At 37.6% G+C, this 25666-nt stretch carries 25 protein-coding genes and 1 riboswitch; of the genes, 1 reads left to right on the forward strand and 24 read right to left on the reverse strand.

Going from position 1 to position 25666, the window contains the following annotated elements:
- Positions 1-3: 3 nt before the first annotated feature.
- The 10 genes from thrB to NRE15_RS04175 all read right to left on the reverse strand — a co-directional run bounded on the left by thrB (position 4) and on the right by NRE15_RS04175 (position 9570).
- The gene (thrB, locus tag NRE15_RS04130; RefSeq protein WP_313794349.1) at positions 4-912 is read right to left on the reverse strand and encodes a homoserine kinase; all 909 of its coding nucleotides are present in this window, start codon (positions 910-912) and stop codon (positions 4-6) included.
- The gene (thrC, locus tag NRE15_RS04135; protein WP_313794350.1) at positions 909-1970 is read right to left on the reverse strand and encodes a threonine synthase; all 1062 of its coding nucleotides are present in this window, start codon (positions 1968-1970) and stop codon (positions 909-911) included. Before thrC ends, thrB begins: the two co-directional genes overlap by 4 nt.
- A gap of 2 nt (positions 1971-1972) precedes the next feature.
- Positions 1973-3262 carry a homoserine dehydrogenase gene (locus NRE15_RS04140; RefSeq protein WP_313794351.1) on the reverse strand — a complete coding sequence of 430 codons (1290 nt, stop codon included), beginning with the start codon at positions 3260-3262 and terminating at the stop codon, positions 1973-1975.
- Positions 3263-4417: 1155 nt separating this feature from the next.
- Positions 4418-4609 carry a putative immunity protein gene (locus NRE15_RS04145; RefSeq protein WP_313794352.1) on the reverse strand — a complete coding sequence of 64 codons (192 nt, stop codon included), beginning with the start codon at positions 4607-4609 and terminating at the stop codon, positions 4418-4420.
- 94 nt (positions 4610-4703) lie between these two features.
- The gene (locus NRE15_RS04150) at positions 4704-6314 is read right to left on the reverse strand and encodes an ABC transporter permease (protein WP_449267331.1); all 1611 of its coding nucleotides are present in this window, start codon (positions 6312-6314) and stop codon (positions 4704-4706) included.
- A gap of 11 nt (positions 6315-6325) precedes the next feature.
- A complete protein-coding gene (locus NRE15_RS04155; protein ID WP_390887180.1) occupies positions 6326-7219 on the reverse strand; it encodes an ABC transporter ATP-binding protein in 894 nt (297 codons plus the stop codon).
- Between the two features lie 164 nt (positions 7220-7383).
- On the reverse strand, positions 7384-7650 hold the full coding sequence (locus tag NRE15_RS04160; RefSeq protein WP_313794353.1) for a VOC family protein: 267 nt from the start codon (positions 7648-7650) through the stop codon (positions 7384-7386).
- 23 nt (positions 7651-7673) lie between these two features.
- Positions 7674-7895 (reverse strand): hypothetical protein, encoded by a 222-nt coding sequence (locus NRE15_RS04165; protein WP_313794354.1) that lies wholly within the window; start codon positions 7893-7895, stop codon positions 7674-7676.
- 129 nt (positions 7896-8024) lie between these two features.
- On the reverse strand, positions 8025-8213 hold the full coding sequence (locus tag NRE15_RS04170; RefSeq protein ID WP_313794355.1) for a tetratricopeptide repeat protein: 189 nt from the start codon (positions 8211-8213) through the stop codon (positions 8025-8027).
- Positions 8214-8478: 265 nt separating this feature from the next.
- The gene (locus NRE15_RS04175) at positions 8479-9570 is read right to left on the reverse strand and encodes a DUF5677 domain-containing protein (protein ID WP_313794356.1); all 1092 of its coding nucleotides are present in this window, start codon (positions 9568-9570) and stop codon (positions 8479-8481) included.
- Positions 9571-9832: 262 nt separating this feature from the next.
- Positions 9833-9930, forward strand: a riboswitch (SAM riboswitch).
- Positions 9931-10001: 71 nt separating this feature from the next.
- On the opposite strand from NRE15_RS04175, the gene NRE15_RS04180 reads away from it, so the two are divergent.
- A complete protein-coding gene (locus NRE15_RS04180) occupies positions 10002-10319 on the forward strand; it encodes a hypothetical protein (RefSeq protein WP_313794357.1) in 318 nt (105 codons plus the stop codon).
- A 78-nt stretch (positions 10320-10397) separates the two neighbouring features.
- On the opposite strand, the gene NRE15_RS04185 is transcribed toward NRE15_RS04180, so the two are convergent.
- The 14 genes from NRE15_RS04185 to NRE15_RS04250 form a co-directional block, all read right to left on the reverse strand.
- On the reverse strand, positions 10398-11954 hold the full coding sequence (locus NRE15_RS04185; protein ID WP_313794358.1) for a recombinase family protein: 1557 nt from the start codon (positions 11952-11954) through the stop codon (positions 10398-10400).
- A complete protein-coding gene (locus tag NRE15_RS04190; RefSeq protein WP_313794359.1) occupies positions 11951-12361 on the reverse strand; it encodes a recombinase in 411 nt (136 codons plus the stop codon). The genes NRE15_RS04185 and NRE15_RS04190 overlap by 4 nt, the downstream gene beginning before the upstream one ends.
- Entirely contained in the window at positions 12361-13914 is a 1554-nt protein-coding gene (locus tag NRE15_RS04195; RefSeq protein ID WP_313794360.1) for a recombinase family protein, read from the reverse strand. Before NRE15_RS04195 ends, NRE15_RS04190 begins: the two co-directional genes overlap by 1 nt.
- Positions 13915-13971: 57 nt before the next feature.
- Positions 13972-14145, reverse strand: a complete 174-nt coding sequence (locus tag NRE15_RS04200; protein ID WP_313794361.1) for an SHOCT domain-containing protein — start codon at positions 14143-14145, stop codon at positions 13972-13974.
- A 148-nt stretch (positions 14146-14293) separates the two neighbouring features.
- Entirely contained in the window at positions 14294-15316 is a 1023-nt protein-coding gene (locus NRE15_RS04205) for an N-acetylmuramoyl-L-alanine amidase (RefSeq protein WP_313794362.1), read from the reverse strand.
- Complete coding sequence (locus NRE15_RS04210; protein ID WP_313794363.1) at positions 15316-15744, reverse strand: phage holin family protein; 429 nt, start codon at positions 15742-15744, stop codon at positions 15316-15318. The genes NRE15_RS04205 and NRE15_RS04210 overlap by 1 nt, the downstream gene beginning before the upstream one ends.
- Positions 15741-17144, reverse strand: a complete 1404-nt coding sequence (locus NRE15_RS04215; protein ID WP_313794364.1) for a hypothetical protein — start codon at positions 17142-17144, stop codon at positions 15741-15743. Before NRE15_RS04215 ends, NRE15_RS04210 begins: the two co-directional genes overlap by 4 nt.
- Positions 17137-18948, reverse strand: a complete 1812-nt coding sequence (locus NRE15_RS04220; protein ID WP_313794365.1) for a hypothetical protein — start codon at positions 18946-18948, stop codon at positions 17137-17139. The genes NRE15_RS04215 and NRE15_RS04220 overlap by 8 nt, the downstream gene beginning before the upstream one ends.
- An 11-nt stretch (positions 18949-18959) precedes the next feature.
- Positions 18960-19322, reverse strand: a complete 363-nt coding sequence (locus NRE15_RS04225; protein WP_313794366.1) for a hypothetical protein — start codon at positions 19320-19322, stop codon at positions 18960-18962.
- On the reverse strand, positions 19322-22117 hold the full coding sequence (locus tag NRE15_RS04230; protein ID WP_313794367.1) for a phage tail tape measure protein: 2796 nt from the start codon (positions 22115-22117) through the stop codon (positions 19322-19324). The genes NRE15_RS04225 and NRE15_RS04230 overlap by 1 nt, the downstream gene beginning before the upstream one ends.
- Positions 22118-22180: 63 nt before the next feature.
- A complete protein-coding gene (locus NRE15_RS04235) occupies positions 22181-24160 on the reverse strand; it encodes a bacteriocin class II family protein (RefSeq protein WP_313794368.1) in 1980 nt (659 codons plus the stop codon).
- A 237-nt stretch (positions 24161-24397) separates the two neighbouring features.
- On the reverse strand, positions 24398-24775 hold the full coding sequence (locus NRE15_RS04240) for a hypothetical protein (protein ID WP_313794369.1): 378 nt from the start codon (positions 24773-24775) through the stop codon (positions 24398-24400).
- On the reverse strand, positions 24775-25344 hold the full coding sequence (locus NRE15_RS04245; protein ID WP_313794370.1) for a major tail protein: 570 nt from the start codon (positions 25342-25344) through the stop codon (positions 24775-24777). Before NRE15_RS04245 ends, NRE15_RS04240 begins: the two co-directional genes overlap by 1 nt.
- Complete coding sequence (locus NRE15_RS04250) at positions 25334-25663, reverse strand: hypothetical protein (RefSeq protein WP_313794371.1); 330 nt, start codon at positions 25661-25663, stop codon at positions 25334-25336. Before NRE15_RS04250 ends, NRE15_RS04245 begins: the two co-directional genes overlap by 11 nt.
- Between the last annotated feature and the right edge of the window lie 3 nt (positions 25664-25666).

Below are 25666 nucleotides of genomic sequence, written 5' to 3' on the forward strand. Positions count from 1 at the left end.
TATTCAAAAGGTTTTCATTTCAACTTGGACGCCAGTGGTGTCTACTTGCAAAATATCTATTTGATAGTCTGCAAAATAATAACTTAAGTCTTTTTTTACCGACTCAGCCTTTCCAATGGGCACATAAAATAGAATCGTTGGGCCAGCACCGCTTAAGGCACAGCCATAAGCATCCAGTTGAGCTAAATGTTCAATACTTTTAGCGAGTTCAGGAACAATTTTCATGCGGTAGGGTTGGTGAAAGAGGTCTTGTTGCATCAATTTGCCTGCTAATTCCCATTGATTGGTCAGCATTGCCGCAACCAGGACATTGGAAATGGCACTGACTTTTACGGCATCGCGGTAGACTAAAACATTGGGCAACAATGACCGAGCTTCCACTGTCTTCAGTTGATAACTTGGTATCAGCGCAACCAATTCAACGTCTACTTGATTGGTATGAATTATTTCCGTTTGTGTTTCATCATGGAGGCCAATGACCAGCCCACCATAAACAGAAGCCGCGGCATTATCTGGATGCCCTTCGAAAATACTCGCTATTCTTGCCTTCTTCTTTCTAGATAAATTCAAAGCTAACAATTGATTCGCCAATTCCACCCCGCCCACAATCGCAGAAGCGCTACTTCCTAAGCCCCGGGAAAGTGGAATATCACTAGACATTTTAATTCGAAAACCAGGTAAGCTCAGATTAAATTGTTTGGCAACAGATTCTGCTACCTGATAAATCAAATTATCTGCTCCCGTCGCAATCCCTGCTAAACTTTCTGTCTTTGGAATAAATATCGCTTCGTCTCCCGTTACTTCTACCTCTAAACGTAAATAGCGATTCAAGGCTAAGCCAATTGAATCAAATCCAGGTCCAAGATTTGCAGTTGAGGCAGGGATATTTATTGAAAAGATTTTAGGGGTCATGGTTTTTTTCCTAAAATGTGTTCGAAGACGATGTCTTGGTCGGCGGGCAAAACAGTCGGTTCGAAACTTGCGGTGTGAATGGCGGTTTCGGGATCTTTCAAGCCGTTTCCGGTCAAGACAGCAACAACAGTGGCTCCCTGCTTAATTTTTCCGTTAGCAACAGACTTAAGAACCCCGGCAATTGAGGCACATGAAGCGGGCTCGGCAAATATGCCTTCTTGTTTGGCTAGTAGTTGATAGGCAGAAAGAATTTCTTCATCCGTGACTGAATCGATATTCCCTCCAGATTCCTGAGCAGCCTTTACAGCCAACTCCCAGCTGGCAGGGTTTCCGATGCGAATGGCGGTAGCGATGGTTTCAGGATTTTCTATCACTTGATTTTGGACGATGGCAGCTGCACCTTCGGCCTCAAAGCCGTGCATTTCAGCTAAGCCTGTGGCTTTTAAGTCATGATACTCCTTAAAACCTTTCCAATAAGCGGTTATATTGCCAGCATTCCCTACCGGAATAGCAAGGACATCGGGAGCTTGACCTAATTGGTCGCATATTTCAAAAGCGGCCGTTTTTTGTCCTTCAATGCGATAGGGGTTCACTGAATTGACTAAGGTAATCGGTGCGATGTCACTTAAATTTCTTACCATCTCGAGTGCACGGTCGAAATTACCGTCAATGGCATAAATTTCAGCTCCGTACATCATGGCTTGAGCTAGTTTTCCCATTGCAATCTTGCCATTTGGAATTAGAACAATACAACGTAGGTTGGCTCTTGCGGCATAGGCTGCAGCTGCGGCAGAGGTATTGCCAGTGGATGCACACATAATGGCCGAGCTTCCTGCTTCTTTTGCTTTCGCAACTGCCATTACCATACCACGATCTTTAAATGATCCTGTCGGATTCGCTCCTTCATATTTCACATAAAGTTTAATGCCGAGTGGCTGAGAAATTTTTTCAAGAGGAATTAAAGGGGTATTGCCTTCCATTAAGGATAAGAAAGGTGTATTTTCTGTAACTGGTAAAAAGTCTTTGTATTCTTTAATTAATCCTTGCCATCCATTCATTTTTATTCTCCTTCAATCCGATAGTAACTTTTAATATTTTTAACAGCAATTGAATTTTCTAGTGCCTGTAATACTTTATTGAAGTTACTTTTTCTTGTTTTATAAGTGGTGACAACAATTTCAGCATGCGCTTCATTAGCGACGGGAAGTTGTAAAACTTTTTCCAAGCTGATGTCATTTTGCCCAAATAAGGTTGTAACTTCAGCAAATGTTCCTGGAATATCTACTGCTAATAAACGTACAAAATATTTAGCCGCTACTTCATCGTCTGTCTTTAAATTCTTTTCATACTGTGGCGGCGTCATACTGTTGCCAGTCACATTTAAGCGCATATTTTTAATCACCGTCATTAAATCCGACACTACTGCTGTCGCTGTCGGCAGCATCCCTGCTCCAGGGCCGTAAAACATTAATTCTCCAATGGCTTCCCCGTTGACATACACTGCATTAAATTCATTATTGACGGCCGCCAAAGGATGTTCATGCGGGATAAGCGTCGGCTCAACACTCACTTCCACTTTGCCATTATCACGGTTTGCTAGAGCAATCAACTTCATGCTATAACCTAATTGATGGCAAAATTCCAAATCATTTTGTGTCACATTTGAAATCCCAGTCACACTAACATCTGCTAAATCAATATCCATTGAAAATCCAAGCGAGGCTAATATTTTCAACTTACGAGCCGCATCTAAGCCTTCAACATCAGATGTCGGATCCGCCTCAGCAAAGCCTAAACTTTGTGCTTCCTTTAAGACATCCGCATAATCCCGACCTTCTTGTGACATTTTCGTCAAAATATAATTGGTCGTCCCATTCAAAATCCCCATTAGATTCGTTAAGCGATCTGGCGCCAACCCCTCTACCAAACTCCTAATAATCGGAATTCCTCCTGCAACACTCGCCTCATAATAAAAATCCACTTCATTCTCTTGTGCCAGCTGCAATAATTCATTTCCATATAAAGCCATCATATCCTTATTTGCCGTCAAAATATGCTTTTTATTCCGCAACGCACGACTCACATAATCTTTCGTATCCTCAACACTTCCCATCACTTCAATCACAACATCAATAGTCGGATCATCAATAATATCATTCACATCCTGCGTCAACACCGCATCCTTCAAATCAACTTTCCGAGGCTTCGTTGGATCCTGAACCAAAATTTTACGAATCGACACCTGACACCCCAACTGATGCTCCAACCGATCTTGATGCGCATTAATAATATGAACCACACCACTTCCAACCGTCCCAAAGCCCAACAGCCCAATTGAAACATTCTCCATAAAAACCCCAACCTCTTTCCTTAAAATAAATATCACTGCTGAATATTATCAGCTGATTTTGTATTATTCCAGACTAAAAATTTTAATACGATTAAAACATTTTATTTTTTCTCATTATTATTTAATCATAGACATAATATAATGACTGCTGCTAAAGGTCAATAGCAATCGTGAGTTGAGTATGAAGTAATTGTTTTTTTGAAATGGGGACTGACTAATTGAAGGAACGAGGCGAATGGTTTAAATTCGTTGAAAAAACGAATGCACTTTTGTGCGCTCGTCATGAAAACGAGGGACACTTTGGGTACTCGTCAAAAAAACGAGGGACACTTTGGGTACTCGTTAAGAAAACGAAGACCACTTTAGGTACTCGTTAAAAAAACGAGGGACACTTTGGGTACTCGTCAAAAAAACGAGGGACACTTCTGGTACTCGTCCAAAAAACGAGGAACACTTTGGGTACTCGTTAAGAAAACGAAGACCACTTTAGGTACTCGTTAAAAAAACGAGGGACACTTTGGGCACTCGTTAAGAAAACGAAGACCACTTTAGGTACTCGTTAAAAAAACGAGGGACACTTTGGGTACTCGTCCAAAAAACGAAGACCACTTTGGGTACTCGTCGAAAAAACGAGGGACACTTTGGGTACTCGTCAAAAAAACGAGGGACACTTTGGGTACTCGTTCAAAGAACGAGGGACACTTTGGGTACTCGTCAAAAAAACGAGGGACACTTTGGGTACTCGTCGAAAAAACGAGGGACACTTTGGGTACTCGTCAGAAAAACGAGGGACACTTTGGGTACTCGTCAGAAAAACGAGGAACACTTTGGGTACTCGTCGAAAAAACGAGGGACACTTTGGGTACTCGTCAAAAAAACGAGGGACACTTCCCGCTTCCAATACTCAAGCACACAAAAAATCGTAAGCAACTTCGCATCATCTTAGCACAGCTACTTACGATTGTGATATTTATTTTTAACGACTAAGATTTTCTAATCTTTGGATTTGTCAGTGGCGTTCTTGGATGACTGCATCCATATCATTTGGATACATTAAATTAATGACTTTAATCGCATAGTCAGATGCGACCATAGCACGTTATTTCATTTGCCCGGAAACCACGGCTTAGCCAGCCACCCGGAGAGCAGCCATAGTTACCGCATCCGAACTTTTTTTGCTGATCGATGAATTTTAAAAGCCGCTTGACGGACAACGTGCATACGAGCCTTCTCTTTTTGCCAAAGTTCGTTGACCGCAAAACCATCTTGAATCACATCAAAAGTGCGCCAATCATCGTCAACAAGCTCCAATATATATTGAGCCAAATCAAGTGACCATTGTGCCATCTCAACTTGAGTCCTCGTTTCATACAAATCATCCAAGATCGCACGCAATTGTTAGGCATCATTAATTTTCAACTTAACTCTGGTTGTCATTATACTAAGCCCCCTCCAACCGATCGCGGTATCCATAGCCAATCCCACCAACCAACATCATCACTAAACTCACCACAAGGATTGTAGCAAAGATATTTAATTGAAAGGATTCAAGGGGAATCATGGGCAACCAATTTTGTGGTGAAGTGTTGAGTAGCCAAGTCGGAAATTCGACAAGATTTTGGAAATAGTTTAGGAAAAAGGCGTAGGCAAGATAGATATACAACAAGGAACCGAATCGCGGTATCCAGCCGACTACTAAAGCTGCAAAACCAATGAAAAATAGAATAGTTGGAAATAAATTAAATCCAATTAACAAGAAATCACTGAAGCTCATTTGTTGCGATTGCATCACGCTTAAGGCTGCACCAGCTAATCCTCCAACCGTGAACAAGAACCCCAGCACGGCCACAAGCACTGCTAGAACAATGTTTGTCCAATACAAATCGCGTCGTTTCACTTTCGTTCCATGAATTTGACTCAAATACAGGTTTTTCTCATATGAAAACAGGCGGTTAATTAAAACGAGTGGCAGTATCGTCACCAAGCTAACCATCACCATCATAATTACAGCAGTAAAGGATTCTTCAATCGTTACCCCCGAAAAAGTAAACATCAGCTTCAAGAGGTCATTGCCCTCTAAAAAGCTCGCCATATCACCATATATAGCCCCATAAGCAGCCCCTAATACCAAATACGCAATCAGCCAACTAACAATCAACCCTCGATTCAAACGAATAAATATCCCTGGAACTGACAATAGTGATGCTTTCGCATTCGCTCTTCCTTCTTTTTCAGGAATAAATCCAGCTCCCACATCACGTTTGCCTTCTAATATTAAGGCGAAACATAATAAAAGAAAACAAAATATCAATTCTAACCCAACTGGTAGCCAGTTGTTTTCAGTAAAAGGAAATGTTAAATACAGCCAGCCCATCGGGTTCAACATCGACCAAGAAACATTCACAATATCTGTTAGGCCGCGTAAAATATATAAAAAGCCAAGCACAGCAAGCGAAACACCCGTTGCTGCAGCCGAAGTCGACATTATTTGTGCCACTAACAAAGCTAGGACAGCACCAAAGACTCCACTAAGACCAACCGAAAAGGCAAACAAAACGGCTCCTTCAAAAGTAACAGTTTCTACTCCGAAACTCACCATTATCACTGCAATAAATATCACTAACATCGCATTAATCAAAAGTGTTTCAAGAATAACCGCTAAGGAATTTGCCTGTCTCCCTACTTGAAAAGAGCGAATCAATTCGGTGAGACCTAAATCTTCTTCTTTTCGAGTATGTCCTATGACATGCAAAATAGAAACTACCATCGCAAATAAACTACAAAATAACAACATTTCATGACTGTACATGGCTCCTATCGTATATTCAGTAGCAGTCTCAATTGGAGTCGGTCCAACAATCGCGATCATCGCTGGATTCTGCATCGTCTCAAAGAAACCAAATGCCCCTTGACCTTTAGCAATTTCTTCAAATGCTGGCACAAAAGCAGCTGAAAACAAGCCTAAGCCGACTACCCAAAAAATAATCTTTTTAAAATCGCGTTTTAAATATTGGAAAAATAGGATTTCCCAACGTCCAAACATTTCTTTCACTGCCCTCACCTCTAATCCATTTCTGCTTTATAGTGTCGCATAAATACATCTTCGAGAGTTGGCGGTGTGATGGTCAGATTAACTATCTTTAATTCTGTAGCCGTAGTAAGAATCTGATTTAAATACTGTTGATCAGCTGAAAAGACGCTTTGTTTATGATTTTGTTTAAAATCATGAACACCATCTAAGCTTTTCAATATCGAAATATCATCCTCGGTTTCAATGGTAATTTTAGAGCGGGTGAGATGTCGCAATTCGTCTAAAGTACCTGCCTCTACAATTTCACCTTGGCGAATGATTACCACTCGATCAGCCAATCGTTCGACTTCCGATAAAATATGCGAGGAAAGAAGAATCGACTTGCCTGCAGCTTTCAACTTTTCAACCTCATCTTGAAAGACTTGCTCCATCAAAGGATCCAAGCCAGAAGTAGGCTCATCAAAAATATACAAGTCCGAATCAACCGACAAAGCCGCAATCAATCCTACTTTTTGACGATTACCTTTTGAATATGTTTTTGCTTTTTTTCGAGGATCCAATTCAAATCGCGCAATCAAGTCGTCTCGTTTCGTCTGATTCCCCGCTCCATGTAACTTCATAAACAAATCAATAATCTCGCCCCCCGTCAGATTATCCCACAAAGCCACATCCCCTGGCACATAAGACAAGCATTGATGAATTTCAAAACTTTCCTTCCAAACATCACGATTAAATATCTCTGCTACTCCCGCATCTTTTTTGATAATACCTAATAATACACGGATGGTAGTTGATTTACCTGCGCCGTTTGGTCCAATAAAACCAACAACTTCACCACTCTTAACATCAAAACTGACATCTTTAAGCGCCATTACCTTTCCAAAATTTTTCGATAGATTTTTAATTTCTATAATTTTTTCCAACATATTTTACTCCTGATAATTTTATTGTAAAAATGACTTAAAGTATTTAATTTGACACAATCATTATGGATCCTAATTAACACATTTTTTATACATATTAGTAACAATCAGCAAAGCCTTACCTATCTTAATTAGTTTTTGTATCTATATCAGTTTGACCAAAATGCCTAATCAGTCGCTGTAATCTCGATTGTCTGCATCATGGGATCTAACACCGGAAAAGACCAATATCCTTCCCAACCTGGTTGCAGACAAAATTCGGGACTTAATGTTTCTAAAGTTGTGTCTAATTGAATACTTAGTTGATGGTCTTCGATTTGGAATGCAAGACTATCTTCTATATCCCAAATAAGTTGGAGTCCTAGCAATGCCCCATAAAAATGTTTCGCCTTAGCTAAATCATTGGTGTACATGTAAGTAAAGCCTAACTTCATTTCTAATCCACCTCTCAATGGATTTAAATTTTCTCTAATTGTTCCAATTGTTCAATTTTGGCCACAATTTCAGCAGCTCCTACTGAATCATCTGCCTCTACAAACAAAGCTTGTGATGCCTTAAAATGTGACAAAGCTTTTTCATTCTTCAATTGAATTGCATACAATTCGCCTAAGCCTCGATGTGAGCATGCTTGAGCAATCAAATCCTCCGATTTTCCAGCATAAACTAAACTTTTTTCCAATAAATCTTCCGCCAAGGGTAAATGATTAAGGAGCAAATTCAAATAACCTTGTTCATATAAATTCACTGCTTGCTTTAGAACATCTTCAGAATAATATTTATTAATTAATCTTTCTTCCTCAGTAATGTGTTACAAAGCCTCATCATATCTACCCATCTCTCGCAAAACCATCGCTACTTGATGATGTGCAACATGCTTTTCATCATTACTCTCGGCTATTGCTAACAAACGTTTTTGACTGCTTAGCGCCTTTTCAAAATCCTTTTCTTCCAAATAAATATAACCCCACAACATCAATACATTAGCATTATCAATCACATGAATATCCTGATATTTATTTAAATACGCTTTAGCTTCATCAATATCGCCTTTAAACAGTGCCTCATAGACAAAATTGATTTCTTGATTGTCTATTGTTAACCTCTCCTTTCAGTCAATTTTATAGGCGTTCAAGTAAACAAACACACTCCACATGTGTCGTTGTTAAAATATTGATGCAAATTAATAGGTGGATTAAAGTGTTTGGCTGAAATTTGCATTTAACTTTCAGATTCACCATGGTGACAACTTATTTCAATAATAGCTATTCTTCATAAAATTCGTCAAATATTTTTTTATCAATATTGGAAATTAATTCTAATGAATCATCTACAATAAAATTTAACATTTTAATTTGAATTGCTCTATCAATAGTGTAGTCAATTGTTAGAAAGTTTGTAGTTGTGCTCAATAATGAGATTAAAAGTAATTGTAACGGACGGCTAAGTCCATAATCAGTTGGTCCAAATACGATTTTATCATTTGATGATAACTGACTTATTGGGTAGTGTAAGCCATACGGTGAAATGTGAATATATTGACACGCATCCTGATATTCATTTTTTAAATGATTAAGTTCACTAAAATCAATTAAATCATTGAAGTAAATTTTCTTGCCTGAGCGAATATTGATAAAATTTCTTGCCCACTCATAGTCAATGTGTAATTTTTCTTTTCTTTCCCTATCTAAATCAATTTTATCAATTACTTCTACCAAATGATTAACAGATTTTTTCTTCTTCAAGAGAATTTTTTTTTCTCTAATAATCGAAGATATATAAAACTCCTTGGCTACAGTTTCCGCCTTGCTTTCTTCATCACTCATTACTTTTACAAAACATTTCATTATTACACTTACTTCAAATAAACTTCTCCATCTCGAAAAAGCTGCTTCACTGAAACCACTTTTGATTAAAACTAACATTTCCTTAGCTAGAACAATTGATTGTTTTTGTAGTAATAGCATCTCCGAATCAAAAATGGGAATAAAGTTTAAATTAGGCTCTGTATTTTTATCTCCTGCTTCAAATATTTCTTCCATTAATTCTACTGTGCTCTCTGTTGTAATTGTCAAGAATAACTGACTAATATATAAAGCATCTAGCCACCTTCTTTGTAATCTTGATTCAAATTCTTGCATCATTAATCTATTTTCTTCATACATTATGGGTGCTTTAGGTTCTAATGTATTTAATATATCTTTAGCATGTTTAGACAATAGTTCATCCGAGAAAACCTTTTCAATAATTGAAGATACTTTTTCATCAATTTCTTTATTACTTAAATGTTCAGTCAGCTTAAAATCTTCTATTTTTTCTTCCAGCATATCAATAAAAATCTCATGAAACGTAATCATTTTATCCTCCTTTTATCAATTAAATAGCGCTTGAATTTTTTAGCGATACAATCAGGATTCCAGAACACATTTGATCCATTAAATATTTTGCTTAGTAAATGAAATTGTAAAATATTATTGTCGATCACCTATAGCAATGGTTCTCTATTCTTAACTTCATTATATATCATCAGACAATTGACTTCTTATTTTTATTGCAAATATTATTAACATTGTTTTTTTAATTAGTAAGTGATACTATTTATATACAATTTAAGAACACAACTTATCCAGAGTAAGCAGAGGGAATTGGCCCGATGAAGCTTCAGCAACCTACCATTGGCAAGGTGCTAAATCCAACTCGAAAGAGAAAGATGAGTCTAACCCAGTTATTTGGCACGACGAATCTCGTTGTGCTTTTTTAATTGAATAAATAACTAGGAGTGGTTGTATTGTTACCAGAAAAGAATATTAGTTTAGAGGAGTTTCTGAAAGGATTGGAGGAGTTACAAGTTATGTCTCACTTGAGGTTTCGTAGGAGCCAATCTGGAGATCCAGATGAACACGATTTGATTTTTTTAGTTTGTACAAAAGAGCCGAAAAAAGGTGCACACATAGGTCGAACATGTCTTTGCTGCATTGGTAACTCGGGTATTAATGACTATGAGAATTTTAAAGATTGTATGAGCACTGAACATTATGACGCTATCTTGAACCTTTTGTTTAACTTCACTTACACTGATGTAAAATACAAAGCAATTAACAAGTAATTTTTTAAGTACAAAAAAAAGAGAGTCACAGCACCATGCCTCACTTGCATAGTGCCTTGGCTCTCTTTACTGCATTACTTAGATTGTATCGCCTGTTTTGAGTTCAACTTCTACTTTCTTATCGTGGATAACTACACTGTTGATGAGCCGAGTTACCAATCTTTCCTCATATTCTTCAATGTTAGTGTGTGCTGATTTCAAAAATGCTTTAATGTCTGATAATCGTTTCCGCTTTTCTTCGCGGCTTGCATTTTTCACTAAAATGTCTTGCTTCACTTTTCGCAGGGCTTCCAGTTTATCAACGATTTTATCATGTGCCTCATCACTTAGGTTATCTAATAACTTTTTTTGTAATTGATGCAATTCTTCCTCGATATCATCGATAGGCTCATCATATTTTTTATCTAACACATCTCGAATAATTAATTCAATATTTTGTATGGCTTCACTCTTACTTGTCATATACTGATTAATAGCTTCAAGAATTATACGGTGCAAATCTTCTTCATTGATCGTTCTTGATTCACATTCACATAACTTTTCTACTCTTGTCACGCATCGCCAAACATAAGTCTTCTTACCTTTATATGTCCAAGTAATTCGCCTAAAAATATCGGCGCATTTACCGCAGCGAGTAATTCCTGATAAGGCATATTTCCCTTGATAGAGCCGACGTTTTTTCTTCTTGCCTGAATAAAGGTTACTTCTTCTCGCTTTTTCCTTTTGAGCTAAGTTATAAATCTCTTTAGAGACAATCGGCTCATGATTATCTTCAATATAATATTGAGGGACACTGCCATCATTAGGTACTCTTTTCTTAGTTAAGCAATCAACAGTATAAGTTTTTTGCAACAGGGCATCTCCCATGTATTTCTCATTAGCGATGATTCGATTGATATCGTCACTCGTCCATTTCAAAAGTCCTGTAGCCGTCGGCACCTTGTCTTCCATTAACTCTCTTGCAATGATCCCCGTTCCTTTACCTTCTAAGTATTCTTTAAATATCCGTTTAACAATCCATGATTGTTTAGGATTAATGACTAATTTGCCTTCGTCATCGACGGTATATCCTAAGAATTTTTTATGGTTGATAAATACTTGCCCCTCTTGATATCTGTACTGAAGGCCCATCTTGATATTCTTACTAATGGATTCACTTTCTTGCTGCGCGAGAGATGCCATAATAGTAATGAGTACCTCACCTGTAGAATCTAAAGTGTTGATATTTTCCTTTTCAAAATATACTGCTACACTTTTTTCTTTCAACTGTCGAATGTAATTCAAACAGTCAACCGTGTTTCTAGCAAACCGCGAGATGGACTTGGTAATAATTAAGTCTATGTTCCCTTCCATGCATTCATCAATCATTCGATTAAACTCTCGACGATTCTTAGTATTTGTTCCTGTAATTCCTTCATCGGCAAAAATATCAACCAACTGCCATTCAGGATTCTTGCTAATATAATTAGTGTAGTGATTTACTTGGGTGGTAAAACTCCCGGATTGTTCTTCACTTTCAGTCGATACTCGACAATATGCCGCGACCTTCAGCTTGGTGTTTTCTTCCCCAAGTTCATCACTCTTAACTTTTCTTCTTGCTGGAATGTAGGTTAATTTTACTTTGTTTTGGCTCATTCAATCACCTCAATTAACTGATAATACTGTTCTGCTTCATCCCAGGGATTCATCTGGCTCACTTTGTTGCTTTTCCACTCAAAAGAAGTTTGTATAATCATTACACTTTCTCTCGGTTCAAAGTTTCTTCCGAGTTGATCCCGTCGCTTGCTTCTTTCCTCTTGAGCTTGTTGGTATATTTCTTTTGGAATAATCTGAGGGTAACTCTTAGTGCCTGTATAAATTTTATGCTGGAGGATACGTCCAAGGGAGCCATGATGCTTAAGGATTCCAGCTTTCGTTCCTGCTGTTTTTATCGCATCCCCTAATAAGTAATTCTGGTATAAGTTCCTTATCTGCTCTGCTTCAACGTCATTCACTTCTATTTTTCCGTCGACCATTCGATAGCCAAAATAGATGCGGGCCATTATATTCTCACCTTCTCTCTTAACCGTAGTCCACAAGTTAATTCAAACACAACTGAATCTCGACTCATCACATGTATTTTCTCAACGAATTGCTCTAGTAGGGTCGCATCATAACAATCAAAGTATTCTCTCCTATTAACAACTTCATAAAGTTCTTTCAACGCTTGAAGTTGATAACAATATTGATGTTCTTTGGTTTCGGTACGACGCAATTGTGCTAGTAGTTTTTTCTTCTCCTGCTGCAACGATGCTTCTTCTTTGTGGTAGAAAGTAATATCAATCGTTTTCGAGTTCAACAATTTTGATAGTGTATGGAGTTTATCTTGAATCTCTTTTAATCCCATCTCTAAATCCTTTTGGCTCTTGTTAGCTTCAGAATCTGACATCTCTAATTTTTTAATAGTATCTTCGATAATCTCCTTTCGTCCAAACGCTAATTTGTTTAATAGCGTAACAAAGGCTTCTTCCGGGTGCAGTTCTTTAATAAATTTAATGCCACGCGATTCAGTACCCATTAAATGATTCGAACATGTCCAGGCTATATAGCTTTGGTCATTAGTGTAATGGGTGCGCCGTTTAAAACTCACATTGCAATTCTGACATTGGATACGACTCGTAAGGGGATACCTGTTGGTATAAACTGTCGTATCTCTATTACACATTCGTTCCTTGCGCTCGTCTAGCAAAGTTTGGACTTGATTGAATACTTCTCGAGAAATAATATTTTCATGGCTTTCTTCGATATAAATCATCTCAACATCATAATTATTTTTGTGTCTTTGGTAATTCTCATCTGTATAGGTTTTCTGAAATAAAGCATCCCCCATGTATCGCTCATTCTTTAAAATATATAAAACAGAATTATCCTGCCACTCTCTGCCTTTATCAGGTTCGATTCCAATCTTGTTCAATCGTCCCGCAATCACATAAGCCCCGTCTCCTGATAAATACCAATTGAAGATATTTCGAACTATGTTTGCTTTCTCCTCATTAATAATTAATTTGCCATCTTTAAGGTCATAACCAAACGGTGCAACAGAATGTCTGAACGTACCATTTTCTACTCGTTTCTTAAAAGACCATTTACTGTTGTCAGAGATAGATTTCGATTCACTTTCTGCTAACGCACTCAACATTGACAGTAATAATTCACCGTCCATCTGCTGAGTGTTTAAGTTTTCTTTATCAAAGTGAATGGCGATATCTAAAGTACTTAATTCTCGAACAGCTTCTAGACACTCGGTTAAGTTTCTTGCAAAGCGAGAAATAGACTTTGTAAGTACCAGGTCAATTTTTCCGTTACGGCAATCATCCAATAAACTTTGAATGCCTTGTCTATTCTGCATACTTGTTCCTGAAATACCTTTGTCGGCATAAATCCCCACAGGTTCCCAATCACGACGTTGTTTAAACAATTCTTGATAATGCCTTTCTTGAGCATCGAAAGACTCCGTTTGTGCATCCATTGCTGTTGAAACACGAATATAAGCTGCTACTCTATTTTTTCTTCTTTTATTTGGCTTATTTCCTTCGATTTTAGTTACTTTCTTCACTTTCCCACCTCCTTTACCATGTCACACATTACCTCTAAAACAGTTATACATCAACGTTTATAGCATCAATTCTGCTAAGTACGGCTTATAAAATTCTATTAATGAAACTTTTATTTTATTGAACTCAACTTGGTCAATAAGCCCTACTGATTTCATTTGATTGATGATTTGTAAACTCTTAATTAAATTAATTTCATTAAGCGCTTCTTCATTTGATAATTCTTGCACCATCGAACCACCTCCAATTCTCTTAGGACATTTAGAGTGGTTTTGAGTACCCTCTACAATAAGCCAAGAGCGTCTCTCGAATCAGATGGTTTAAGACAAAATAAAAAAAGCCTACACGATACAATGATCAATGTAGGCTTGTTCAAACTGATTATATAAATTTCCCATAAGGCACTGTTGGTGTCCCAGCACTTACATACTGAGTAGTTCCTTGATATGACTGATATTTCAACCAAATAAACCCACCAGCTTCAAGGACAGCATCATATTTAACAGTTTCCCCTGGTATATACTGAGCGGGCACTTCACCGTAGGCACCTGGCTGATTTCGAACATTCACAATTTCAGTAAACTCAAACTGACCTTTTCTAGGAACAGCTAGTCCTCCTTGTTTAATGGTAGATGATTCATTTTTCACTATGTCTGGTGCTTGAACGAATAACTCCGTCTCTGGATAAATTAAGTCCTTATTTTCAATTTGATTCCATAAAACTAAATCGTCCACAGACACTTTATGATTTTTAGCAATCTTGGAAAGTGTATCTCCCACTTGAATTGTATAAGTAGAAGGAAGTTGTTGTGAGCCGTCACCACCCTTAGAATCGGATGTCAAATCAGAACCTTTAACAGGCTCACTTAGATTTGCTAAATCTCGTTTGAATTTATGCCATTTAGCCCAATTGTTCCACTGCCAATTACCAGGGCACATCTTCCCTGATGCATCATAATGACGAATAACCCGACTATCTGGAATATTATATTTTTTCTGAAGGTGACAAGTTAACAATAACATTTGCTGATAAGTTTTTGGATGAAATTCCCAGTACCAAACATTCTTGCCAGTTGAGGTGTCCTGACACCCTTCGATGCCAATCGAATTGTTATTTGTCGCGCCATACCAATGGTAACCATTGAACTGACCTAATCCAGAATTATAACCGTCACCGATATGCCAAGCTGGTGTATCATCTTCAACCACTTGAATAATCTGTTTAGGGTCGACAAAGTAATGAGCAGATGCTGATCGATAAGTATATCTAAAATAATCAGCATTAGCTTGTGCTTGACCGCTTGCCCCCACAAAATGAATAACAATCCACTGAGGACGATTAACACCCTTAGTTCCCCGATTCACTTTGGTTAAATCCTTTTTAATCGGATACAATTTTGCCATTATATTTCCTCCTCATCTTGTTCATTTATTTCTTCTCTATGTAATTGTTTCAACGATGTTGTCAGCTTCGTTGGTATAGGTAACCCTAACGCAGCTGAATTCTCAATGATAGATAAGCCCTCGTTTGCTATATAAAAGAAAATTACTGCTGTTCGAATAACATCATTGGCGTCAGGTACCACAAAAGTATCAATCAAATGTGCTACACCTACTAAGATAAAAATCATAATTTTACGAGCGATCCCTCGAAATCCAATAGTGCTCGATAGTTTTCGCTCTACTCCTGCCCGTAGCACACCTGTCACATAATCTGCCACCACAAATGCCACTAAAGTATAAAGAAAGCCATCGGGTGAGCCTAGATACCAGCCTAATACTGCTCCTAAACTCATCGCGATGACTTCAAAATATTTTATACATGCTCTCATATACTTTCCTCCACTTCAGTTAAGGTATAGGTAATTTTCATCGTCTTATCCGCAGTCTTTAAGACTGGAGTCGATAAATTATTAATCGTTCCTAAATAAGGCGTATGAAGATATAAAGTTTTATAAAAGATTGAACTGCTATAAGAAGTTGACAAATAATAGCCTAATCGATAAGGACCTATTTCAATTAGTGGTGTTGAAATATGTGACAGTCCCTCCCCCTTAATTGGGATCACACGATCATTTTCATCGAGCATGAAATCATAACAACGAATATAATTTCCCCACTTATAAATATAATTTCGTGCATCGGTCCCAGATGTAAAGCTTGACTTAAATCCTAAATCTATACTTGATATATCCACAGGGTTATTAATATTTATTTTGTATATCCGAGTTAAATCAGAACTTGGTACATATAAATAGCCTCGTTCAATTAGACTGCAGACGGATCGATTTAAATGACCGGTATTTGAACGACTGTAGGTTCCTGGAGAATAAATTAACACTCCTTCTAACAGCCAAGTATCAATCGATGATGTATAGTCCTGCTTATTAACTTTTAATCGATTCATCGTTGTTCTATTATTTTTTGAATCCGTTTGAACAGCAAAGCCATAATAAAAACCATCTTTCCCATCAAGAAAACCGGGATAAGTGGAATAATTGATACCGTTATAAAATGCAGTTAAATCAATCGTTTTACGTTCTATCACCTGAGGAGACAGTTTAACTACTGTGTCATTAAGACCTATACTCAACATAGGTTCGTAAACCTTCACAATATCAACCGTTTTATCTACTTTGTGAACGAAAGAAACAAAAGTATTAGTAGCAGGGTCCGCTTCAACCATTCCAATGAATAAATCTGAATCATCAACAGATAAATTTTTCGAATGAAGGCTCAACTGTATGAAAGAATTACCAGAGGCTTCCATATCCCCGTAATAGGCTTTGCCTCCTTGGTAATGAGTTAATGCTAAGGAGGAGATTCTCCCATTTCCTTGGGAAGTAGAAAAATCCCAAACAAATTTATAACCATTATCCAAAATTATTGATTCAGTTTGATTTAAGCTTCCTCGTTTTGGATTTTCAGTTGCACTCACATCATTCGACGCATAACCTATAATCGGATTAAGAGTTGAAGCAAAATACTCGTTAGGATCCTCCGCTAAAGCTTCTTCAAATAGTAAAATACCTCCAAAGCAATTATTTGCTATAGGGAAAATCTCCTGGTCAAATCGCCCAGATGAAGATTGTCCCATAGGATACAATAGCCCTGAAGGATTATAACGAAAAATATCCGCAACGGCATTTGTTACAAGATTTTCCTCTTTAATGATTTCTTTTTCTTGAGTATAAACATTTTCCAACTCAATCACTGTTTGTCCTTTATACATTTTCCACCTCCACAGATACTGATTCTTGCCAACCTCTTAATGCAAGACTGTTTGGAACATATCGGTTCACAGATTCATCAAACACATTGGCTTGAGGTTGATGTAGTCCAATTTGATATTCTTCAAGTAATTTCCTTTGATACAACACACCTTGATATAATGGCACTTTATTCCACCATTCAGTCACTTCCAATTTCCCATCCCAAGCCTCAGTAGTTCCTAATGACTGACCACTAATAGCGGCAATCGCATGATTTTTTTCAATTCGTACATTTCCACTATCCAAGCGCATCATGGCAGAAAAACTATTCATGGTTTTCTCCTGCAGATTGGATAATGGATAAAATAAATTGAGTACATGTTGACCATTTGAGTATGTTTCGATTGGTACGTGATAATCTATTCGTTCATGATTCAAGATATAAGTCACAATAACCTTAGTCGGCACTTCTTTTTCTTCAACCATTTCATACACCATTAATTCAGCAGGTGGATCTGATCCTGATGTTACTGGGGACAAACTCACTTGTTTCTTCTCCTCTACAGCACTAGTAGTCACATCCAATAATATGGAAGCATTAAACAAAGCTTCTGTTTCTTTATCCGAAGCAAAATCAATTCGAATAATCGGTATTTCTTCTGTAGATAAGTCGAATGCTTTCGAGTTGCTGTAAGAATGAACAATCATATGTTCTGACTCAATTCGATTTAAGATACCGACAAGATTCTTATCATGCTTACTTTTACTTTGAGAATAATAGGGGTTCTTACCAACACCTGAAATTCGATGTTTACCGTTGATTTTATATTCAATACTGGTTATAAGACCTCTAACAACCTCTCCCTCATATAAATGCTCAATCATATCCGCAGGGTCTAAGCTTGGATTGCCTATTGTTGTTGCATCTAAAGGTGTATAGGATATCTGGCTAACAGCTTCTAATAACCTCTGACACATCCGTTCTCTTTTTTCAGATAGTCCTAACTGCATCAATGGATTGACCTCTAAATTCATAGTCAAACCTGTATCTTGTTCCAAGGCATAATATTCTGCCCATTTGGTTTTCATATTGGTTGAGTTTATAGCCGTATAATAAGTCTTAAAATCAGAAACACTCGAATCAAAACGGTGCTTGGCTTCAATTTGAGTAACGGGGGTATTGCCATACTGTTTTAGAACCAAACGGCCTAGACGGTCAATTTGTGCAATTGTCCCAAGCGTTGATGCTAAATAATGAAGTAAATCACGGTAGGTTTCGATATCATGGTCCGGATAAATTGATAACATTTCTGTTCCATTTGGCAATATCATCACTTCTGCTTCAGACATGCCGAGTTGAACTCGACACCTTTCACAGATAAAAGTCAATAATTCATAAGCAGTCCCGAATGTATCCTTAACATTTAATCGTCGATCGAACCGCAACATGAAATCATAGCCTTTGAGCTCTAGCCGTTTATTGGAGCGATTTGCTTCAGAAACTTCAAAAATCCCCATGGGAATAGATTCCTGTCTGCCATCTGCATAGTGCAAGTGATACCTCAGTGAAATCTGGGCTGATTCTAATCGGTAACGGTCTACATTGGTAAATAGACTCAACCCAAACTCTGACGCATAAACCGAGCCCAATTCTATTTCAGATGAACCTGAACAGGAGCGTTGAATATATCCCGTCCCTTTAAGTATCTCTGCATCTGTAAAATCGATTGTTTCTCCATCCTGAAGATAGAGTTTGCCTGACCAAGAAAACTTTCGCGAGGGCTGATTGATCACTTCTTGAAATTGTTTAGTTGTCAGCTGCATACCCTACCCCCTTAATATTCATGCAACGAAAAAGACACCTCCCATAAACCTTTGTAGGAAGTGTCTTTAATCAAATTAGCTGAGAATCTCTCAATATACATATTGGTTGTTTTCAGTAACAAATTTTCTGTGTCTAAGTACCTTACCTGTAACATCGCATTCTTTTTTAGTTCTGATAGTTGCTTTACCCACTTTGGACTACAATTAAAAGAAACTGCAATAGAAACGACTCCATGTCGAATCACATCTCGTTGAACAGTGCCCGCTTCTGTCTCACCACCTGTATCTGCTTCAATATCACGGTATTCCATAGCGTAAGAAGTCGGTAGTGGCAGTGTAATGCTATTAATAATTAAATACGTTTGATGACTCATTACCTACCGCCACTCCTTATATTCTGTCGTGTTTGAGCATTTACGATGACTTCATCGAGCAAGTTCCCGCCTAAATATACCGGGATAATAATATCTCCTTGTCCTTGATTGTTGTCTGTTAGTTTATTAACTAACGAACTAATTTCACGATTGCTGTTCGGAATATTACTTGCTACGCCTGCAATCTCTACCCCTGCCACTTGTGGTGATATCATCATATCTTGTGCCACTTTATTAATGGATCCTCTGACTAGATGACGCGACCGTTCAATTCCCTTAGATAAGCCTTGCATAAAGTCAGGCATCCAACTTTCATAATCAGTCAAGGGACCTACTTCAGGTACTGAGAAGTGAAGGTAAGACCAAATGATATTCGCAACATTCTTCACAGAATTGACCAAATGGCCAATGGCTTGATTGATACCATTCGCTATCCCAATAACCATATCCCAGCCCCAAGTGACTGCCTGTGACGCTAAATCTCGAATAAAATTCACAGCACCCATGAAACCTTGGTAAATAATGTCTTGAAGATTATTCATAGCATTGACACTATTATTTAAGATAGCGTTAAAAGCATTTACTACAATTGAAATGGCATTACTTAATATATTCCCCATAAATGAAACGATATTATTCCAAGCACTTGAGATAAATTGACTGATCGCATTCATCGTGTTGCTAATAGTAGAACTGATCGAATGCCAGACTTGTTGAATAATATTAAACAAGCCACTCATAAACCGAGATGTTGTTTGTGTGATTGAATTCCAAGATTTCGATATAAATTGACCAATGCCATTTATTATTTGAGACGTCGTTTGTTGAATCGACTGCCAAGTTGACGTTAAAAATTGCTTGATACCCGTCCATATTTCGTGAGTCGTTACCGTTAAGTATTGCCAGGATTGTTGAATTTGTTGACCGAGATTGCTTAAGAAGTTGGTCATGAAAGTCGTGAAATTATTCCAAAGTTCTTTTCCACCTTTAAGTGTTGCCGTCCAAGTCTCAGATAAAAATAAACCAATCGAATCCCAAGCTTGGACTGTAGCTTGTTTAATATTCTCCCATATCATAACCACACCTTCACGAAAGGCATCTGATTTATTCCAGAGAAGAACAATTGCTGTGACAATGGCTCCGATTGCTAAAGGTATGGGGCCAATTGCAGTAATCACTGCACCGACCGCTGGAATCATACTTCCAGTTATAAAACTCAATATTCCACTCAACATACCAATGAGCTTTGGTCCATAAATCATTATTGAACCCAGTCCTGTCATCATTTGCCCCACTATAATCAGAAGTGGTCCAATCGCCGCCACTAGTACCAATATGACTGCCACAACTGCTTTTATTGGACTTGGCAGTGCATTGATCGCATTTACAAATCCATTCAAAGCACGAACAATCGCTCGCACTGCTGGCATTAAAATATCCCCAAAAGAAATCGCGACTTCTTCTAGGGCTGACATTAACTCTTCTAATTCTCCTTCAAGGTTGTCTTGCATCGTGGTTGACATAGATTCTGCTGCGCCATCTGCATTGATAATAGATTGCGTCAGTTTATCGACGTCCGATGGAGCGGCGTTCATGATGGCTAGGAATCCAGACATGGCTTGTTTTCCAACTAAAAGTTCAGCATTGGCTACTTGTTCAGCTTCAGTCATTTGGGAGAATGCTAGACGTAAATCGGTCATGATTTCAGTCAGACCACGCATACTACCATCCATATTAATTGTCTGAACCATCACTTCACCAAATGAACTACTCGTTAATACCAAGTCACCTTGAAGTTCAGTCATAATCGTACGCAGTGAAGTACCTGCTTGAGAAGATTTTATCCCCGCGTTGGCCATGAGCCCAATCGCTAAAGCTGTATCCTCAATGGTATACCCAAGTGCCCCAGCAATCGGCGCTGCATACTTAAAGGTTTCACCCATCATCGACACATTCGTATTAGCATTCGATGATGCAGCGGCAAGAACATCTGCGAAGTGAGCGGAGTCTGAAGCTTGTAGTCCAAACGCAGTTAATGCATCCGTGATAATATCAGAAGTTAAAGCTAAGTCTTCTCCTGAAGCAGCCGCCAAGTTCATAACGCCATCAATACCACTTATCATGTCAGAAGTTTTCCAACCTGCCATGGCCATATAGTTCATTGCTTCAGCTGCATCAGTTGCAGAGAACTTTGTCTTCGCTCCCATCTCTCGTGCTTTATCTCGGAGTTCATCAAACTCATCTCCAGTTGCACCTGAGATAGCTAGAACCTGACTCATCGCAGTATCAAAATCGGAAGAAGTTTTAACTGCCGCTACACCTAAAACAGCAATCGTTGCTGTAACTGGCATCATCTTTTGTCCCGCTGATTTTACCTTATCTCCAGCTACTTGAAATTGTTCACCGGCAATTGAAACATTTGCTAATGTACTATTCGAAGCATGTGCTTGTTTTTCTAAAGACTTTAAAGCTTGTTCTGTTTCAATGATTTCACGCTGTAAAGCATCGTATTGTTCCTGACTAATCGTTCCTTGAGCTAAGGCTTGATTCGCACTTGTTTGAGCTTCTTTTAATGATGATAGTTTACTTTTAGTGTCATCGATTGCTTTGCCTAACAATTTATGTTTTTGAACAAGTAATTCAGTGTTCCCTGGATCCAATTTCAACAGCTTGTTGACATCCCGAAGTTGAGATTCGGTACTTCTGATTTCTTTATTGACATCCTTCAAGGCATCCTGGAGTTTGGTCGTATCGCCACCAATCTCGACTGTGATACCTTTGATTCGTTTTGACATACAACCACCTCCACAATTAGGCATAAAAATACCCTGAGCTAGTCAGGGTAGAGAAAAAATATATTATATTAATTGAAATGCATAGTCTACCGCTTCTATAAGTTGGGATTCATCTATAGGATCTCTTTTTTCTATCACGCTAACTACTTCAACTTCTACTATATCGGTTCGAGCAAATATTCTAGAGCCATTCTGTTTACTAAACATTGTTTTCAACTTATTTTCCAGTTTTCCATTAAATACTAGCGTCTGAATTTCCTCAAGTTCAGATTCAGTCAGAGACATCGACATAGTTACGTCAATAAATTCTTCTTTTAAAATAGCGAACATTTCAACACGATCATCATCCATGAACTTATCTAATACTGATTGGGTTACTAATGTTCCCGCAACACCGCCAATAATACCAGTTGCCGCTCCTATACTAGTACCTACTACAGTTCCTAAACCAGGTAAGAGCCCCGAGCCTATAGCCATGCCAGTTAAAGCAGATGCACCTATTCCAGAAGCTAGTCCTGCAGAAGCAACAACTGTATTTTTCAATAGTTGCTGAGAAGATATTCTACCACTTAACTTATCAAAAATACTCGGTCCAATTACTATTCCAAATGAGAGTACAAGACTACTTCCTTTTGCTACACTTTCAGCCATTATTTTTTTACCAAAATAATTAGCCATTTTCATCGTTAATACTTTAGATATTTGTTGCGAACCCGCATAAACAGCTGTTCCCAATACTAAGGTTCGAGTTCCAGCTATTAAAGCACCTTTAGCGGCTTCTTTAGGAGAATTACCTGACCAGATACCTTGAGCAAATACAATCGCAAAACTAATGCCTGCTATCGGTGAGGTTTGAACTAAACCGTTTATAGCATCATACTTTAATGAAATTAAATTTCCCCCTTGTGCTATCAATTTTGATTCCTGCCAGGTAATATTTCCCTTTCTAATAATTTGTGTAGCCTGCTTTGGATCCTTAACGCCTGATACTTTCCCTTGAATAATCTTATCTTCCATCAGTTTAATAGCTTCTTGATATTGTTCTTTAGGAACTTCCAATTGCATCCCAGAGTATCGATACATTCCACCATTTTCTTTTTTATTAAAAGCAGAGTTAACTGTATTTTTTGCATTTGAGTAGTATTTCGTTTGTATTAATGTATCTCCTACAATACGATCAGCACCATCTTTAGCATTGTCCTGACCTACTTTCATTACCCTAGAAAATGGGGTCTTTACTTTATCTACAAGATTATTTGCATACTCTGCCGCGATTCCATGCCCTTGCGGAGCGTTAACAATAGCATTTAATTGTTCAGTATGAAAATGATTCCCCAAATTATATTGAAGTCCTGCCAACCCACCAATAACCTGTGACTTTTTCTTCAATATTTGATTGTCTAGTTCCTTTTCAAAAATATAATCTTGCGAAAGAGAATTAAAATATAAATCTTTGGTATAACCTGTTTCTATGAGTAATTCTAGATGACTTATTATGCTAGATATTTCCCAATTTTTCGATACAACCAAACTGATTTTCTCTTTTGAAAGATAAAAGAAAATCAGTTGGTTTGTTGCTTGATCGAACTCTAATTTCCATAATCCATCAAATGGAACTATTTTTGCCTCGTTCACTTTTGCCTTTTTTGTCTTATGAAATTTTCTTATTTCTTTTCGATAACCTTGATACGAATATAATAACCCTATATGTGTTAACATCAAACCGTATTCGTTAAAGTCTAATTCATCCATACTTCTAATTGGACTATACCCAAAAACAATTAATTCATCATAGTCAAAATTATTAAATGCTTCCTTACCTTCAATGTACCACTTAGCTCTTCCATAGGGTATTTCTTCCAAACTATAATCAAATTCATTGCCTAATTCTTCCAAAGTTTTTCGAACTTTTTCAATGTCATAATCATGTTTATTTTTATGTCTATTTTTCCAAACCAAGAGCTTAATATAAAGTAAAATTTCATCCCTAAATCTGTAAAAAATCAGTAGAATAACTATTAGTATTATTGTTATATTTTCCATCTCACACCTCGTAAAATGATAAATTCGTTCATAATAATAATACCATTTATTGTGTTTATTTAATATAAGTCAAATACTAAAACTTGTCAAAATCTTCTTGTGTTGCAATTTGTTGGTAAGGGTACTCATCATTAGTATTTTCGATAAATAAATCATTCACTAACCCAATTGACAAATAATCTAAATCAGCCATTGTTAGTCCGAGCTGTATTGCCCTTAGGATAAAGAGCGGGGTGCTCATTTCCCTTTCGGTGGCTTGTACTTTTTTCGCTGTTCAGATTCACTTTTCACATTAAGTCCCCATAACTCAATTAGCTGAGGAAGCACTTGATAAATCGAAAAGGTATTAAATTGTTCCAACCACTCTGACGTGTCCTCACAAATACTCGGATCAGCATGTTTGGCCATTACAAAGGCGATATTTTCAAATAATTCTAAGGATTCAATATCTAATGTGGATTGCCCCTCATTATTTTCTTTAACACCCATCTCTAACTTGGATAGGTCCTTAAATATATCTCGTCCATACTTCAGACGATAAATTCGAGGAATGGCTGCTGACGCTTTAAAAGCTACTTCTTGCCCATCAATTGTAATTTTCTTTTGAATGGCCATTACGGTCCCCCCACTTCTTCAACAGGTAAATAGACTTGACTATACCAAGCGCTATATGCTTCTGTATTTGTGTCATTTCCTGTCCGAGCTTTGACCAACCCATTTGGTAGTGGGCGAGAAGATAGGGATAGGGTTTCAGGCTGGACTTCCCGACTCTCTTCATTTGTTTGACCTGCTAAACTTGGTCGAGCGGCGGAACAATTATACATAACATGACGAATTTTATGTTTATCACCATCAAACTCAAACAGAATTGCAAAGTTGGACGTTTCTGAATTAGCATTTTCAATCAAGACATTATTGGCATCGACCGTTTCTTTTAAGATATCTGTTCTAAACGAATCAGGAATTAAAGCAATTTCTAAGTCACCATCGTATCCCATATTATTTGAGATGGTATAATACTCAATTCCATCCGCATAAAAGGCCTCAGGTTCCCCATTTGGATCCAAAGAAATGGATACTGCCCCGGGCATAGGAACAGGAACTCCAAAATTAAAGCCCTCATCCGTTGTCGTGATGAGAGCATAATGAACATTTGATATGTTATATTTGACCTTATTTTTCATAATCAACCTCCAAGGTAAATTGATAAAGAACCTCATACATTTTTTCTGAGTCAATATAGACTTCTGACTTGTTATAAAAGATATGATTTTTATCCAGAATAGCTTCTACTTGTTGTTCCAACGTGACAGCTTTTTGATCCGTATAAAGTTCAAGACTCACTTGATTTTTCTTTAGGTAAGCAACACCATCTGCCGAGAAGTTGTCGGATTGAGGATAGAGATAACAAATAAATGGTGGTTCAGGAGCATTTCCCTCACTAAAATGGTCATAAGCATAGGGTAAGCCAATCTCTTTTAACAATTGAATCATATGTTTCATTTA

Origin of the sequence: Fundicoccus culcitae (assembly GCF_024661895.1) — a bacterium.
In the GTDB taxonomy this organism is placed as follows: Bacteria; Bacillota; Bacilli; order Lactobacillales; family Aerococcaceae; genus Fundicoccus_A; species Fundicoccus_A culcitae.

Bases quoted from the DNA above. Each gene is read 5' to 3' on its own strand.
- thrB (WP_313794349.1), bottom strand. From the start codon at position 912: ATGACCCCTAAAATCTTTTCAATAAATATCCCTGCCTCAACTGCAAAT.
- thrC (WP_313794350.1), bottom strand. From the start codon at position 1,970: ATGAATGGATGGCAAGGATTAATTAAAGAATACAAAGACTTTTTACCA.
- NRE15_RS04140 (WP_313794351.1), bottom strand. From the start codon at position 3,262: ATGGAGAATGTTTCAATTGGGCTGTTGGGCTTTGGGACGGTTGGAAGT.
- NRE15_RS04145 (WP_313794352.1), bottom strand. From the start codon at position 4,609: ATGGCACAATGGTCACTTGATTTGGCTCAATATATATTGGAGCTTGTT.
- NRE15_RS04155 (WP_390887180.1), bottom strand. From the start codon at position 7,219: ATGTTGGAAAAAATTATAGAAATTAAAAATCTATCGAAAAATTTTGGA.
- NRE15_RS04160 (WP_313794353.1), bottom strand. From the start codon at position 7,650: ATGAAGTTAGGCTTTACTTACATGTACACCAATGATTTAGCTAAGGCG.
- NRE15_RS04175 (WP_313794356.1), bottom strand. From the start codon at position 9,570: ATGATTACGTTTCATGAGATTTTTATTGATATGCTGGAAGAAAAAATA.
- NRE15_RS04185 (WP_313794358.1), bottom strand. From the start codon at position 11,954: ATGAGCCAAAACAAAGTAAAATTAACCTACATTCCAGCAAGAAGAAAA.
- NRE15_RS04190 (WP_313794359.1), bottom strand. From the start codon at position 12,361: ATGGCCCGCATCTATTTTGGCTATCGAATGGTCGACGGAAAAATAGAA.
- NRE15_RS04200 (WP_313794361.1), bottom strand. From the start codon at position 14,145: ATGGTGCAAGAATTATCAAATGAAGAAGCGCTTAATGAAATTAATTTA.
- NRE15_RS04205 (WP_313794362.1), bottom strand. From the start codon at position 15,316: ATGGCAAAATTGTATCCGATTAAAAAGGATTTAACCAAAGTGAATCGG.
- NRE15_RS04210 (WP_313794363.1), bottom strand. From the start codon at position 15,744: ATGAGAGCATGTATAAAATATTTTGAAGTCATCGCGATGAGTTTAGGA.
- NRE15_RS04215 (WP_313794364.1), bottom strand. From the start codon at position 17,144: ATGTATAAAGGACAAACAGTGATTGAGTTGGAAAATGTTTATACTCAA.
- NRE15_RS04220 (WP_313794365.1), bottom strand. From the start codon at position 18,948: ATGCAGCTGACAACTAAACAATTTCAAGAAGTGATCAATCAGCCCTCG.
- NRE15_RS04225 (WP_313794366.1), bottom strand. From the start codon at position 19,322: ATGAGTCATCAAACGTATTTAATTATTAATAGCATTACACTGCCACTA.
- NRE15_RS04230 (WP_313794367.1), bottom strand. From the start codon at position 22,117: ATGTCAAAACGAATCAAAGGTATCACAGTCGAGATTGGTGGCGATACG.
- NRE15_RS04235 (WP_313794368.1), bottom strand. From the start codon at position 24,160: ATGGAAAATATAACAATAATACTAATAGTTATTCTACTGATTTTTTAC.
- NRE15_RS04240 (WP_313794369.1), bottom strand. From the start codon at position 24,775: ATGGCCATTCAAAAGAAAATTACAATTGATGGGCAAGAAGTAGCTTTT.
- NRE15_RS04245 (WP_313794370.1), bottom strand. From the start codon at position 25,344: ATGAAAAATAAGGTCAAATATAACATATCAAATGTTCATTATGCTCTC.
- NRE15_RS04250 (WP_313794371.1), bottom strand. From the start codon at position 25,663: ATGAAACATATGATTCAATTGTTAAAAGAGATTGGCTTACCCTATGCT.